13 protein-coding genes and 1 tRNA gene are annotated in these 13,000 nt (G+C 58.8%); 12 read left to right on the forward strand and 2 right to left on the reverse strand.

The window, feature by feature from the left end; genetic code table 11:
* Window positions 1–3: 3 nt before the first annotated feature.
* The 8 genes from fdxH to B6S09_RS04910 all read left to right on the forward strand — a co-directional run bounded on the left by fdxH (window position 4) and on the right by B6S09_RS04910 (window position 8,159).
* Window positions 4–906 carry a formate dehydrogenase subunit beta gene (fdxH, locus tag B6S09_RS04875; protein ID WP_094277378.1) on the forward strand — a complete coding sequence of 301 codons (903 nt, stop codon included), beginning with the start codon at window positions 4–6 and terminating at the stop codon, window positions 904–906.
* Entirely contained in the window at window positions 899–1,531 is a 633-nt protein-coding gene (locus B6S09_RS04880; RefSeq protein WP_094277379.1) for a formate dehydrogenase subunit gamma, read from the forward strand. The genes fdxH and B6S09_RS04880 overlap by 8 nt, the downstream gene beginning before the upstream one ends.
* Before the next feature lie 94 nt (window positions 1,532–1,625).
* Window positions 1,626–2,549, forward strand: coding sequence for a formate dehydrogenase accessory protein FdhE (gene fdhE, locus B6S09_RS04885; RefSeq protein WP_094277380.1), 924 nt, complete (start codon window positions 1,626–1,628; stop codon window positions 2,547–2,549).
* A complete protein-coding gene (selA, locus tag B6S09_RS04890) occupies window positions 2,546–3,979 on the forward strand; it encodes an L-seryl-tRNA(Sec) selenium transferase (protein ID WP_094277381.1) in 1,434 nt (477 codons plus the stop codon). Before fdhE ends, selA begins: the two co-directional genes overlap by 4 nt.
* Window positions 3,976–5,925, forward strand: coding sequence for a selenocysteine-specific translation elongation factor (gene selB, locus B6S09_RS04895; protein ID WP_094277382.1), 1,950 nt, complete (start codon window positions 3,976–3,978; stop codon window positions 5,923–5,925). The genes selA and selB overlap by 4 nt, the downstream gene beginning before the upstream one ends.
* Window positions 5,917–6,012 (forward strand) — tRNA-Sec (locus B6S09_RS04900). The genes selB and B6S09_RS04900 overlap by 9 nt, the downstream gene beginning before the upstream one ends.
* A 56-nt stretch (window positions 6,013–6,068) precedes the next feature.
* Window positions 6,069–6,860: a formate dehydrogenase accessory sulfurtransferase FdhD gene (gene fdhD / locus B6S09_RS04905; protein WP_094277383.1), complete on the forward strand. Its 792-nt coding sequence runs from the start codon at window positions 6,069–6,071 to the stop codon at window positions 6,858–6,860.
* A gap of 42 nt (window positions 6,861–6,902) precedes the next feature.
* A complete protein-coding gene (locus B6S09_RS04910) occupies window positions 6,903–8,159 on the forward strand; it encodes a multifunctional CCA addition/repair protein (RefSeq protein ID WP_094277384.1) in 1,257 nt (418 codons plus the stop codon).
* On the opposite strand, the gene folB is transcribed toward B6S09_RS04910, so the two are convergent.
* Window positions 8,156–8,524, reverse strand: a complete 369-nt coding sequence (gene folB, locus B6S09_RS04915; protein WP_094277385.1) for a dihydroneopterin aldolase — start codon at window positions 8,522–8,524, stop codon at window positions 8,156–8,158. The two genes, B6S09_RS04910 and folB, sit on opposite strands and share 4 nt — an antisense overlap.
* Window positions 8,525–8,625: 101 nt before the next feature.
* On the opposite strand from folB, the gene plsY reads away from it, so the two are divergent.
* A complete protein-coding gene (gene plsY / locus B6S09_RS04920; protein WP_094277386.1) occupies window positions 8,626–9,234 on the forward strand; it encodes a glycerol-3-phosphate 1-O-acyltransferase PlsY in 609 nt (202 codons plus the stop codon).
* A 17-nt stretch (window positions 9,235–9,251) separates the two neighbouring features.
* Here the strand turns inward: plsY and tsaD are convergent, their stop codons facing one another.
* Window positions 9,252–10,268, reverse strand: a complete 1,017-nt coding sequence (gene tsaD, locus B6S09_RS04925) for a tRNA (adenosine(37)-N6)-threonylcarbamoyltransferase complex transferase subunit TsaD (protein ID WP_094277387.1) — start codon at window positions 10,266–10,268, stop codon at window positions 9,252–9,254.
* Between the two features lie 174 nt (window positions 10,269–10,442).
* Here tsaD and rpsU point away from each other — a divergent pair, with 174 nt between their 5' ends.
* From rpsU to dnaG, 3 genes are all read left to right on the forward strand, one after another.
* Entirely contained in the window at window positions 10,443–10,658 is a 216-nt protein-coding gene (rpsU, locus tag B6S09_RS04930) for a 30S ribosomal protein S21 (protein ID WP_014293599.1), read from the forward strand.
* A 14-nt stretch (window positions 10,659–10,672) separates the two neighbouring features.
* Window positions 10,673–11,116, forward strand: coding sequence for a GatB/YqeY domain-containing protein (locus B6S09_RS04935; RefSeq protein WP_094277388.1), 444 nt, complete (start codon window positions 10,673–10,675; stop codon window positions 11,114–11,116).
* Window positions 11,117–11,192: 76 nt separating this feature from the next.
* The gene (gene dnaG, locus B6S09_RS04940) at window positions 11,193–12,971 is read left to right on the forward strand and encodes a DNA primase (protein WP_094277389.1); all 1,779 of its coding nucleotides are present in this window, start codon (window positions 11,193–11,195) and stop codon (window positions 12,969–12,971) included.
* Window positions 12,972–13,000 lie beyond the last annotated feature (29 nt).

A 13,000-nucleotide genomic window follows, 5' to 3' on the forward strand; every position in this document is an offset into this window, starting at 1 on the left:
CACATGGCTACACATGCAATGGATATTAAGCGTCGCTCGGCGACGACCACTCCTGCACCCAGCGTCCGGCAGTCTTCCGTGCAGGGAGGAGGCGTTGCCAAACTGATCGACACGTCACAATGTATTGGCTGCAAGGCCTGTCAGGTGGCGTGCATGGAGTGGAACGATCTGCGCGACGAAGTCGGTCATAACGTGGGGGTGTATGACAACCCCTCCGACATGACCGAAAACAGCTGGACGGTAATGCGCTTTGCCGAGCACGAAAAGGACGACGGCGATCTGGAATGGCTGATCCGCAAGGACGGCTGCATGCACTGTGAAGATCCGGGCTGCCTGAAGGCATGCCCGTCTCCCGGAGCCATCGTGCAGCATGCCAACGGCATTGTGGACTTCAATCAGGAAAACTGCATCGGCTGCGGTTATTGTGTGACCGGCTGTCCCTTTGACGTGCCGCGCATCTCCAAGACCGATAAAAAAGCCTATAAGTGCAACCTGTGCGTCGACCGTGTTTCGGTAGGCCAGGAGCCCGCCTGCGTAAAAACCTGCCCCACCGGAGCCATTGTGTTCGGCTCCAAAGACGACATGAAGCAACACGCCGCCGGGCGGATTGCCGACTTGCAGTCTCGGGGTTATGAAAACGCCGGTCTCTATGACCCTGAAGGCGTGGGCGGCACCCATGTTATGTATGTGCTGCATCATGCCGACAAGCCCGAGCTGTACAGCGATCTGCCCAAGGCTCCGACCATCAGCGGCATCGTGTCGGCCTGGAAAGGCCCGGCCAAGCCCATTGGTGTGGCGGCCATGGTGCTTACCGCACTGGTAGGGGCGGCGCACTACATACGCAACCGACCTTCAGAAGTCACCGAGGCTGACGAACAGGCGGCCAGGGAGGAAAGCAATGGTTAATTCCGGTAAAGACATCGTTCGTTACACGGCCAACCAACGGCTCAATCACTGGCTGATTGCACTCAGCTTTGTGCTGCTTGCCATTACCGGGCTGGCTCTGTTCCATCCGTCGCTGTTCTGGCTCAGCAACCTGCTGGGTGGAGGCACCTGGACCCGCATTCTGCATCCCTTTATCGGGCTGGTCATGTTTGTGAGTTTTGCCGCTTTTGCCTTGCAGGTGTGGCGGCATAACCACATTAGCGCCGACGATAAGGAATGGCTGAAAGCCGTGCCCAAGGTCATTTCCCATCAGGAAGAAGGCGTACCCGATGCCGACCGTTACAACGGCGGCCAGAAGGTGCTGTTCTGGTTACTGGTGGTGTTGATGGCTGGCCTGCTGGTCTCGGGCATTGTGATGTGGCGATCCTATTTCAGCTTCCCGGTGGAGCTGATCCGGCTCTCGTCGTTGCTGCATGCCCTGTTTGCATTCGGCCTCATTTGCGCCATTATCGTGCATGTTTATGCCGGTATCTGGGTAAAAGGCTCGATTCAGGCCATGACCCGCGGCACAGTGTCGCCGGCCTGGGCCTGGAAGCACCACCGCAAGTGGTTTCGCCGGAAAATGCGTAACGCCCCTAACGAATAAGCAGACATAGCCATTTATTAGTCTGCCGCCGTCAAATGACTCTGTGCATTTGGCGGCCTTTTATTTATCTGCTCACCGTTTCAAAGGAGTGGCCATGCAGCGAATTCTTACCCGCGGCGAAATTGAAACTCTGGATCGCACCCGTATTGTGCGGGTCATCCCCGCCGCCCCCGATACTTTCAGCATTCGTGCCCAACGACTGAGACAGCTGGCCCCGGACAACCCGATACAGGACTATCTGTTACTGATAGCCCAGCTGGCCGATGCCCAGCAGAAAGTGTCTGAACAAAGCTGGTCCCTGCCCCTTGTTGATGAAGTACAGGCAGCCCAGGCCCAGTCCCATGGCATGTCGCTGTTCAGCGCCGCCAACGCCCCCCGGGACACCGTATGGCAGCACATGCTGACCGCCCTGATTGAACAATTGCAGCAACAGGAGCTGCCTGAGCCGGTCCGGCACATTCTGCAGGAACTGGCCGACACCGCACCCGAAGCACTGGAGCAACAGGCCAGCGCCCTGCTTAATCAGCAAGCAGAGCACATCAATGCCGCTCAGGCTCCCTTTATCATGGCGGCACTGCAGCTGTACTGGAGCTTGCGGGTCAAAGCCATCGACCCGATGCAGGTGCCCGCCGTCACGCCCTTTGGCCTGTGCCCCTGCTGTGGCAGCCAGCCGGTGTCCAGCTCGGTACAGGTAGGCGGCCCCAAAGAGCAGATCCGCTATGCCACCTGCTCGCTGTGCGCCACGCAATGGCACATAGTACGGGTGGTGTGTACCCACTGCGAAGATACCAAAACCATCGCCTATCATTCTCTGGACGAAGGCAACCCCGCCATCAAGGCGGAGTCCTGCGATCATTGTCAGCACTACCGCAAGATTTTTTACCTCGACAAGGATCCGCACGCCGATGCTTTTGCCGATGATCTGGCCAGTCTTCCGCTGGATATTCTGATGGGTGAAGCCCGCTTTTACCGGGCCAATAACAGCCCCTACCTGTGGCAACCGGCAGACGCATCATGAGCATTTCCGTTTCTTCCCAGCTGGCCCCGGCCCGGCCGGCAGACTTGCCGGCCATGGATAAACTGTTGCAGCACCCGCAGCTTACGCCGCTGACCGCCGAGTACGGCATAACCCTGATCACTCAACAGCTGCGCCTGCTGATGGATGAATTGCGCACCCGTGCACTGGCAGGGAAGTTAACCCAGTCCGACATTGCCACCGACAGCGTGATCGCCGGGCTGACCACCCGCCTGAGGGAGGTGACCTCTTCCCGGCTTAAAGCCGTCATCAACCTGACCGGCACCGTGCTGCACACTAACCTGGGCCGGGCCCTGCTGCCCGACAGTGCAATACAGGCGGTAATGAAGGTGCTGACCCAGCCCACCAACCTGGAATTTGATCTGGCCAGCGGTCGCCGGGGTGACCGGGACAGCCTGGTAGAAGCGCTGATCTGCGAGCTGACCGGTGCCGAAGCCGCCACCGTGGTTAACAACAATGCCGCCGCCGTGTTGCTGATGCTCAGTGCGCTGGCCCCGCAGCGGGAAGTCGTTGTGTCCCGGGGCGAGCTGGTAGAAATTGGTGGCTCTTTCCGTATTCCCGACATCATGAGCAGCGCCGGCTGCACCCTGAAGGAAGTGGGCACCACCAACCGCACGCATTATGCCGACTATGAGCGCGCCCTCGGCGAACACACCGCCATGCTCATGAAAGTGCACTGCAGCAACTACGCCGTGGTGGGATTTACCAAGACCACGGAGATTGCCGATCTGGTGACCCTGGGGCGGCAGCATCAGCTACCGGTCACGGTGGATCTGGGCAGCGGCACCCTGGTAGATCTGGCACAATGGGGCCTGCCCCACGAGCCCACCGTCAGAGAAACCCTGGCCACCGGCGTGGATCTGGTGACGTTCAGCGGCGACAAGCTGCTGGGCGGGCCGCAGGCCGGCTTTATTGTGGGCCGTAAGGCACTGATAGAGGTGATAAAAAAGCACCCGCTCAAGCGTGCTCTGCGCACCGGCAAACTCACCATGGCCGCCCTTGAAGCGGTGCTGTCGTTATACCGCAGCCCGGAGCTGCTGCCCGAGCGCCTGACCACGCTGCAACTGCTGACCCGCGCACAAAGCGACATTCAGGCCCAGGCCGAGCAACTGCAGCCTGCGCTGCAGTCAGCCCTCGGCCCGGACTACCGGGTGAGCTGCGAACCCATGCTCAGTCAGATTGGCAGTGGCGCCATGCCGGTAGACTCTCTGCCCAGTTACGGCCTGGTGATCCACTATTGCGGCAGCGAAAAGGCCGGCCGCCATATCATGCAGCTGGAGAGCCGGCTGCGCCAACAGAACGAGCCGGTCATTGGCCGCATTCATAAAAATGCCGTTTATCTCGATTGCCGCTGTCTGACCGCCGTGCAGGCGCAGCGGCTGCAGACCCTATGGAGTAGCGACGGATTATGATTATTGGCACCGCAGGTCATATTGATCACGGTAAGACCACCCTGGTACGCGCTCTTACCGGCATCAATACCGACACCCTGAAAGACGAACAGCAAAGGGGCATTACCATCAGCCTGGGCTATGCCTACCAACCGCTGGATAATGGCCTGACGCTGGGTTTTGTCGATGTGCCGGGCCACGAGGGCCTGATCCATACCATGGTGGCGGGAGCCAGCGGTATCAATTATGCCATGCTGGTGGTGGCGGCAGATGATGGCGTTATGCCACAAACCCTTGAGCATATTGCCATTTTATCATTGCTGGGGCTGTCCCGAGGCTGCGTGGTGATCACCAGACAGGAGCTGGCTCAGCCTGAGCAACTGGCCCGTACCCGGCAGCAGCTGACGCTGGCGCTGGCGGATACCTTTCTGGCTCAGGCCCCGCAGTTTATCACCGACAGTCTCTCCGGGGCGGGCATTGCCTCCCTGAAAACCTTTTTGCAACAACAGGCCAGCGCACAGCAAGCAATATCTGATGCCGGCCTGTTCCGGCTGGCCATTGACCGGGCCTTTACGCTCAGCGGCCAGGGAACCGTGGTGACCGGCACGGTACACAGCGGCACCTTTAACCTGGACGACAAGCAGGCCGGCCTGCGGCTGATGCCCGCTAACATTCCGGTACGGGTACGCAGCCTTCATGCCCAGAATAAGCCCGATACGCAGTCCCGGGCCGGACAACGCTGTGCGTTTAACCTTGCCAATATATCCAAAGACGCCATTAACCGCGGCAACTGGCTGGCCGACGAGCGCTGCTTTACGCCCTCCCAGCGCCTGGATGTGCAATTGCAGCTGGTGTCTTCCTCACCTGTACTCGGCACCTGGACGCCGCTGCATGTGCATATAGGTGCTTCTCACCTGATGGCCCACCTGGTGCCGCTGGAGTCGGGGACAGTACAAGCCGGTAAGCCCGTGCTGGCACAGCTGGTGTTTGAACATCCGCTGTGCGCCCTGCCCGGAGATCGCTTTATTATCCGTAATGCTCAGGCCAGACAAACCCTGGGCGGCGGCCGCATACTGGATGCCAACGGCCCGGATCGCAAACGCCGCTCCGCCGTACGGCTGGCCTGGCTCAACTCTGTGGCAGACTACCTCGACCGAGGTGATCTCTCCCGCCTGCTGCAGCAGGCTCCTTATGGCATGGATCATTTGCATCTGCAGCGCCTGATGCAGAAAGATCCCAGCCATACCACCCTGCCCGAACAGATCGTCCGGCTGACCCCGGCCAGCAACAAACATCTGCCGGTGGTCATCCATCAAGAGATCTGGCAAAGCTTGCTGAGCCGGATTGAAGCCATGATGGAGCAGGCCCATCAGCGCTATCCCGATGAACCCGGCATCGACGCAGCACGACTGCGCCGCATGACCGATACGGCCATGCCGCTATCCCTTTGGCACTGCGCCCTGCAAGCACTGACTGAACAACAGCGCCTGGCGCTGAAAGGAGCCTGGTATCACTTGCCCGGGCACAAGGTCAGCCTCAGTGAACAAGAGCTGGCACTGGCCGAGCAGATAATGGCGTTGTCTTACCAGGGGCAGTACGATCCCCCCTGGGTCAGGGACATGGCTGCCACGCTTGACGTTCCCGAGCAGGTGATTCGCCAGCTGGGGCGCAAACTGGTCAGGGAAGGCCGGCTTTACCAGATACAGCCCGATTTGCTTTACCATCACCAGCATGTGGAGCAACTCGCTTATCTGATCCGCCAGTACCCGTCAAACCAGGGAGTAAAAGCCGCCGAATTACGGGATAAACTGGGCCTTGGCCGCAAACGGACTCTGCAAATTCTCGAATTTTTTCAGCGGATTGGCTACAGCCGGCGATTAAAGGACAGGCATGTGATCCGACCCGACAATATGTTGTTTACAAATACGCTGGATATTGGCAATGTTAGCGGCTCTTTCGGAAAGTAATCGTATCCGGTGGTACGGCCGGGCTTCAACCCCGGTTGGGGGTGTCAGACATTCCCGGGTAGGTTCGACTCCTGCTACTTTCCGCCAACACTGACCCCACACCTTGCCACTCTGTGAAGCTGCTTATGGCCCGGAACCAGACAATGGACAATGCGCTCTTTGATGACCTGCCTCCCAGCCAGGTGATCCACACTCTGGCAGGCACTGAGCACACCCTGGCGACAGAAGTGCCGCTCGCCATCACTCTTAATGGCGTAAACCATGCAGTGATGATGGTCAGTCCCTGTCAGCTGGAAGCTTTTGTAACCGGTTTTCTGCTGACCGAGGGCATTATTGCGCATCACAGAGACATTCACGATCTCGAGTTCAGCCGCGAACAGGACGCCATTATTACGCACGTTACCCTGGCCAACCGCTGTCATCAGCCCTGGCTGCAGCAAAAGCGCAGCCTGGCCGGACGCAGTGGTTGCGGGCTGTGCGGGCTGGAGTCGCTGCAGGCTGCCCTGCCCGATTTGCCCGTGCTTCCCATCACGGCGCTGCCGGACACTGAGCTGCTTACCGGATTGCGGGCTCAGCTGCCGGAATGGCAAGTGCTGAACCGGAACTGCGGTGCCCTGCATGGCGCCTTTTTTGTGGATCACCAGGGTCAGATCCGGCATGCCAGTGAAGATGTGGGACGGCACAATGCCCTCGACAAGCTGCTGGGCTGGCAGCACCACCAGCCTGTCCGGCCCGAAGGCATGATCCTGATGACCAGCCGTTGCAGCATTGAGCTGGTACAGAAAATGGTACGCAGCCACAACCCCACTCTGCTCACGTTAAGCGCCCCTACCCGCCTGGCAGTAGAACAGGCTCGGCACTACCGGCTCAACTTGATACACTTGCCCTACCAGCAGGCACCCAGAGTCTATGCCGCATCTGCCCATTCCTGCTGAAGCGAGTGCGCCGGGCAAGCAAACCTTGAGTGAGAACACGTTTTGAACATTTATCTGGTTGGCGGTGCAGTGCGTGATGCGCTGCTGCAACTTCCCGTTTACGACCGTGACCACGTGGTAGTGGGGGCCACGCCCGAGCAATTGTTGCAACAGGGCTATCAGCAGGTAGGTAAAGACTTCCCGGTGTTTCTTCACCCCCGCAATAAACACGAATACGCTCTCGCCCGCACCGAACGCAAGGCCGGCTCCGGTTATACCGGCTTTATCTGTGACTTCAGCCCTGAGGTCACGCTGGAAGAAGATCTGCGCCGGCGTGATCTCACCATCAACGCCATTGCCCAGAATGAACAGGGCGAGCTGATTGACCCCTATGGCGGTGTGGCCGATATCCAGGCCCGGCTCCTGCGCCATGTGTCCGACGCGTTTGGCGAAGATCCGCTGCGGGTACTGCGCGTGGCACGTTTTGCTGCCCGCTTCCATCATCTGGGGTTTACTCTGGCACCGGAAACGCAGGCGCTGATGACCACCATGGCCGCCGGTGGAGAGTTAACCACCCTTACTCCCGAGCGGGTCTGGAAGGAAACCGAAAAGGCACTGGCCAGCGATAATCCCCAGGTATTTTTTAACGTGCTGCGCGACTGCGGCGCCTTGGCGGTGCTGTTTCCGGAAATAGATGCCCTGTTTGGCGTACCCGGCCCGAAAGCCTGGCACCCGGAAATAGACACCGGCCTGCACACCATGATGGCACTCAAACGGGCCACCGAACTGGGCGCTACCCTGCCCTGCCGCTTTGCCGCCCTGTGCCACGATCTGGGCAAGGCCCTGACCCCGTCAGAAAAGTGGCCCAGCCATCACGACCACGGTGAGCTGGGCATTGCGCCCATTCAGGCGCTGAGCGGCCGGCTGAAAGTGCCCACGGATTATAAAGAGCTGGCCATCCTGATGAGCCGCTGGCACATTTGCCTGCACCGGCTGGCACAGCCTGCTCCACAACAGGCCGGCACCATTCTGGAGCTGATGGACCACACCGATGCCTGGAGAAAACCCGCGCGTTTTGCCGAACTGCTGCTGTGTGCTCAGGCCGACTTGCAGGGCAGAGCCGGCTTTCAGCATCATCCTTATCCACAGCGGGAACGGTTATGGCAATGGCTCCGGGAGCTGAAGCAGGTTACCGCTCAGCCCTTTGTGGCTCAGGGGCTGAAAGGTCCGGCCATTGGAGAGGCCATTCGCATGGCAAGGCGTGAGCAGCTGGAACAGTGGCTGACACAAGGCTCCAGCCCGGAAAACAAGGTGAATTAAACGTTCTGGTTACGGCTGGCAAAGCGCTCAATTTCCACCCCCACCCCGAGGGCGTTGGGCACGGCGGCGGGCTTGGTGAGCCGCACCTTTACCGACAATACCGGAAACTCGGTCAGGATCAGGCGGGCAATATGCTCAGCCATGGTTTCTACCAGCTCCACATGATTTTGCTCGGCGTAGGTCGTCACCTTCTGTGACAGCGCAGCATAATCGAGGGCACGGGAAATATCGTCACCGGCCGCCGCGGGCTGGTTATTAAAACCCATTTCCAGATCAAACCGGATTTTCTGGCGAATACCTTTCTCCCACTCATAAACGCCTATGGTGGTGAGTACTTCAAGGCCTTGCACAAACACTTTATCCATTGTCTTCGTCTTCTGTTAAGCTGTAGCTGTCTTTGGCGAACAGGCCCGCAGGCCTTTCCAGGCGCCATCATAACGGATTGAACCCGGGGTATAAACCGCACATGACCGCCCTTACGTTGTTCATGATCATTGTGGCTTATCTGGGCGGCTCGGTGTCCAGCGCCGTACTTATTTCCCGTCTTTACCGCCTGCCGGACCCCCGCACGCATGGCTCCGGTAACCCCGGTGCCACCAATGTGCTGCGCACCGGCAATCGCAGCGCAGCGGTATGGGTATTACTGCTGGATATTCTTAAGGGCACCCTGCCGGTATATTTAGGCTGGTTTCTTGATATCAGTCCGCTCTATCTGGCGTTTATTGCCATGGCGGCCTGCCTTGGCCACATGTTTCCGTTATTCTTTCACTTTCGTGGCGGTAAAGGTGTTGCCACCGCTTTAGGTGCCCTGCTGCCGCTGGGCATGGACATGGCCGGGCTGTTACTGATTACCTGGCTGGTCAGCCTCGGCCTGTTTGGTTATTCATCGCTGGCATCGCTGATCACCGCCCTGTTTGCTCCCCTGTTTGCCTACTTCATCAAACCGGAATACACCCTGGCGGTGGCCCTGCTGTCGTGCCTGATTGTGATACGCCACCACCGCAATATCAGCCGGCTTTATCATCACGAAGAACAGCCCATTATCGACCGCAGCCGGCGCAACCGGGAAGAATAAGCCCTTACTGCTCCGGCTCAGTCCACCGCCGGCAGTTCATCCAGCGGCCAGCGCGGCCTGGCACGCACCAGCAACGGCTCGGTCTGGTTGGCCTTCAGCCGTTGCAGACCGGCAAAGGCGATCATGGCGCCGTTATCGGTGCAGTATTCATTGCGCGGGTAAAACACCTCTCCCTGCAGTGCCGTCATCATGGTTTCCAGCTGCTCGCGCAAGGACACATTGGCACTGACACCGCCGGCGACCACCAGCCGGTTAAGTCCGGTCTGCTGTAACGCCCGCTTGCATTTGATGGCCAGGGTATCGACTACCGCCTGCTGAAAGGCATGGGCAATATCGGCGCGGGTTTGCTCATCATTGCCTTCGGCAGCAATGGTGGTGGCGGTTGCCGTTTTCAGTCCCGAAAAACTGAAATCCAGCCCGGGCCGGTCGGTCATCGGCCGGGGGAACCTGAAACGCCCGGGCACGCCATTTTCTGCCAGCCTGGCCAGGCGCGGGCCGCCGGGGTAATCGAGCCCCATCAGTTTGGCGGTTTTGTCAAAGGCTTCACCGGCAGCGTCGTCAATGGACTCACCAAGGATCTCGTAGCGGCCGATGCCGTCCACCCGTACCAGCAGGGTATGGCCTCCCGACACCAGCAGCGCCACAAAAGGAAAGGCCGGCATGCGTTCTTCCAGCATGGGTGCCAGCAGATGCCCTTCCATATGATGCACCGCCACTGCCGGCTTGCCCCAGGCAAAGGCCAGGCTGCGGCCAATGGTGGCCCCCACCAGCAATGCGCCCATCAGGCCCGGGCCGGCGGTGTAGGCCACGCCATCAATATCATCCTGGCTGCAATTGGCTTCTTTCAGCGCAGCCTCAATCAACGGAATGGTTTTGCGCACATGATCCCGGCTGGCAAGTTCAGGCACCACACCACCGTAATCGGCGTGAAGTTTCACCTGACTGTAAAGCTGATGAGAGAGAATGCCGAGCTGGTCGTCATAGATGGCGATGCCGGTTTCATCGCAGGACGTTTCGATGCCTAGTACACGCATGAGCAAATGAATAACACTGTCGAAAAATAGACAGCCATGTTACCCTGATCGGGCTTTTTTAACCAGCAAAGGGTGACCGGACTTTACAGCCGGACCCGGTTAATAGTAGAATTTCGCACCATTTTATTGTCAGACTGGCTGCTAAGCAGGCCAGTTAACCGAGGTGAAAGGCACATGCCAGTAATTAAAGTACGTGAAAACGAGCCCTTCGACGTAGCTCTGCGTCGTTTCAAGCGTTCCTGCGAAAAAGCCGGTATTCTGTCCGAAGTGCGTCGTCGCGAGCACTACGAGAAGCCGACTACCGAGCGTAAGCGCGCCAAGGCTGCCGCTGTTAAGCGTCACGCCAAGAAACTGGCTCGCGAAAACGCACGCCGCACTCGTCTGTACTAAGCGTTGTTGATCTCATGTCTTTGAAAGACCAGCTGTCAGAACAGCAGAAAAATGCCATGCGCGCCAAAGACAAGGCTCGCCTTGGTACTCTGCGCATGCTGATGGCCGAGATCAAGCAAAAAGAGATCGACAGCCGCGAAACCCTGGACGACGACGGCATTATTGTTGTGATCACCAAAATGGTGAAGCAGCGTAAAGATGCCGCTAACCAGTTCGAGCAGGCCGGTCGCCAGGAGCTGGCCGACGGCGAACGCCAGGAAATTGCGGTGCTGCAGGAATTCCTGCCGCAACCCCTGACCGAAGACGAGCTGGATGCTTTGCTCACGCAGGCCATCGCCGACACCGGCGCTAACGGCATGCAGGATATGGGCAAGGTGATGGCGGTACTCAAGCCGCAAATCCAGGGCCGTGCAGACATGGGCAAAGTCAGCGCCATTATCAAAGCCAGATTGGCCTGAATAATCGCCGCTGAACTGCCAACGGGCCGTGCTTCGCGAGAATGCACGGCTTTGTTTTTTGCTTTAACGGTGAATCATGGCTGGCAGAATCCCCCAACAATTTATTGACGACCTCCTCGCCCGTACCGACATTGTCGATCTTATCGACCAGCGGGTAAGGCTCAAGAAAGCCGGCAAGAACTATCAGGCCTGCTGCCCTTTTCATAACGAAAAAAGCCCGTCCTTTACGGTAAGCCCGGATAAACAGTTCTATCACTGCTTCGGTTGTGGTGCCCACGGCACAGCCCTTGGTTTTTTGATGGAATATGACGGTCTGGAGTTTCTCGACGCCATCGATGAAATGGCCGCGATGCACGGTCTCACCGTTCCCCGGGAAAACACCGGCACCAGCTCGCCTCAGCAACAAGCGGCAGCCCGGGCCGAGCGCCAGGATCTGTACGGCCTGCTTAACGACATTAACCGTTTCTACCAGCAACAGCTGCGTAATGCACCGGCAGCCATTGATTACCTCAAGGGCCGGGGGCTGAGCGGCGAAGTGGTCAAACAGTTCGGGATTGGTTATGTGCCGGATCAGTGGGACAGCGTAAAATGCCGCTACGCCAAAAACCGCGACACCGAACGCCAGCTGATCGATGGTGGCATGCTGCTGCAAAATGATAACGGCCGGGTTTATGACCGTTTTCGTGATCGCATCATGTTTCCTATCCGGGACAGACGCGGCCGTACCATCGGTTTTGGTGGCCGGGTACTGGGTGACGGTACCCCCAAATACCTCAACTCGCCGGAAACTCCCGTGTTTCACAAAGGGCGGGAGCTCTATGGCCTTTATGAAGTGCGCCAGACCCACCGCAATCCGGAGCGGGTACTGGTGGTGGAAGGCTACATGGATGTGGTGGCCCTGGCCCAGTACGGCATCGACTATGCCGTGGCCAGCCTTGGCACCTCCACCACCAGCGATCAGCTGCAGTTGCTGTATCGTACCACCCGGGAAGTGATCTGCTGCTACGACGGCGATCGTGCCGGCCGTGAAGCCGCCTGGCGGGCACTGGAAAACGCCCTGCCACTGATGCAGGACGGCCGCAGCCTGCGCTTTGTGTTTTTACCCGACGGTGAAGATCCCGACAGCCTGGTGCGCACGCAGGGCAAGCCGGTCTTTGAGCAGCTGCTGGATAATGCCCAGGACTTTGGCGACTTTTTGTTTGAACGTCTGGCACAGGACAGCATGGAAGGGGATGCCGGTCAGCACGAGCTGGCCCACAAGGCCGCCGAGGCCATTATGCGGGTGCCCGAAGGCTTTACCCGGGAAGGGCTGGTAACCCGGCTGTCACGCCAGCTTAACTGGGGTGAAAACGAACGCCGGGTTAAAGAGCTGTTTCAGCGCCTGAAGCCCGCAGAAAGTCAGGACAAGCCGGCCGCCAAACGGCCGCAAAAACTAAAGCTCACGCCACTTCGACGGGCCATTGCCCTTGTGCTACAATATCCGGCTGCCGCAGCCCGACTGCCGGAAATGCCGGCGCTGGAAGAGCTTTCGCTTCCGGGTATGGAGCTGCTGCTGGCCCTGCTGGCCATGGTGCGCGAGCACCCCCGGATGAGTACCGCCCAGTTGCTGGAGCACTGGCGGGGACATGCCTCTGAACCGGCTCTGTCACGGCTGGCCATGGCGGAAGATGCCTTTGCCGGTGACAACATTGAGCAGGAATTGCAGGACATTTTCGTTGTACTGATCAACGAGTATCTGGCCAGACGCATTGAGTTGCTGCAGCAAAAAAGCAGCACGCGCGAAGGGCTGACGCCATCAGAAAAACAGGAATTACTGCTGCTGCTGACAGAAAGCAAAGGCGGCACGGTCTTATAATTGAAAAACGGGCAATGCGCCCCAAGATT

This window comes from Oceanimonas baumannii (genome assembly GCF_002245495.1).
GTDB lineage: Bacteria > Pseudomonadota > Gammaproteobacteria > Enterobacterales > Aeromonadaceae > Oceanimonas > Oceanimonas baumannii.

Coding starts and splice junctions, on each gene's coding strand:
- fdxH (WP_094277378.1), top strand. CDS start 4: ATGGCTACACATGCAATGGATATTAAGCGTCGCTCGGCGACGACCACT.
- B6S09_RS04880 (WP_094277379.1), top strand. CDS start 899: ATGGTTAATTCCGGTAAAGACATCGTTCGTTACACGGCCAACCAACGG.
- fdhE (WP_094277380.1), top strand. CDS start 1,626: ATGCAGCGAATTCTTACCCGCGGCGAAATTGAAACTCTGGATCGCACC.
- selA (WP_094277381.1), top strand. CDS start 2,546: ATGAGCATTTCCGTTTCTTCCCAGCTGGCCCCGGCCCGGCCGGCAGAC.
- selB (WP_094277382.1), top strand. CDS start 3,976: ATGATTATTGGCACCGCAGGTCATATTGATCACGGTAAGACCACCCTG.
- fdhD (WP_094277383.1), top strand. CDS start 6,069: ATGGACAATGCGCTCTTTGATGACCTGCCTCCCAGCCAGGTGATCCAC.
- folB (WP_094277385.1), bottom strand. CDS start 8,524: ATGGATAAAGTGTTTGTGCAAGGCCTTGAAGTACTCACCACCATAGGC.
- plsY (WP_094277386.1), top strand. CDS start 8,626: ATGACCGCCCTTACGTTGTTCATGATCATTGTGGCTTATCTGGGCGGC.
- tsaD (WP_094277387.1), bottom strand. CDS start 10,268: ATGCGTGTACTAGGCATCGAAACGTCCTGCGATGAAACCGGCATCGCC.
- rpsU (WP_014293599.1), top strand. CDS start 10,443: ATGCCAGTAATTAAAGTACGTGAAAACGAGCCCTTCGACGTAGCTCTG.
- B6S09_RS04935 (WP_094277388.1), top strand. CDS start 10,673: ATGTCTTTGAAAGACCAGCTGTCAGAACAGCAGAAAAATGCCATGCGC.
- dnaG (WP_094277389.1), top strand. CDS start 11,193: ATGGCTGGCAGAATCCCCCAACAATTTATTGACGACCTCCTCGCCCGT.